This is a genomic window from Klebsiella sp. 10982, assembly GCF_048589245.1.
Classification (GTDB): domain Bacteria; phylum Pseudomonadota; class Gammaproteobacteria; order Enterobacterales; family Enterobacteriaceae; genus Klebsiella; species Klebsiella quasivariicola.
The window spans coordinates 1-452 of the sequence record NZ_JBMAXV010000147.1 but is presented as its reverse complement, the minus strand read 5'-3'; the positions used below and the strand labels follow the sequence as shown (position 1 = coordinate 452).

Genomic DNA, 452 nt, shown 5'->3' with positions numbered 1-452 from the left:
CCGGCCTGCGCGGCGCGGATTTCGGTTTCCATCTTCATGGCTTCCAGAATCAGCAGCACGTCGCCTGCGGCCACCGTCTGGCCTTCACTGACGATGACTTTCCAGATGGTGCCCGCCAGCGGGGCGGTCACCGGGGTGCCGGCGCCGGCCGGGGCGACGGCGGGTGCGGCGGCTACCGGCGCAGCGGTGCTGAGCTGGCTGATATCGCCGCCGTCGCTGACTTTGACCACGAAGGCCTTTCCTTCCACTTCCACGGTGTAGACGCCGGAGGCGGCAGGCTTCTCTGCTTTTGCCACCGGCTGCGCGGCTTCCACCTGCGGCACCGGCTCAAAGGCCGCCGGGTTGTGGCGGTTCTCAAGGAACTTCAGGCCGGGTTGCGGGAACAGCGCCACGGTGAGCACGTCGTCGATGGCGTTCTGCGCGAGGGTGATGCCCTTCTCCTGCGCCTGGCG

General features: G+C 68.4%; 1 protein-coding gene. It reads right to left on the bottom strand.

Features of this window, described 5'->3' with window-relative positions:
- A partial coding sequence (locus tag ACKLKD_RS28010) for a biotin/lipoyl-containing protein (protein ID WP_420062019.1) occupies positions 1-452 on the bottom strand: 452 nt, incomplete at both ends.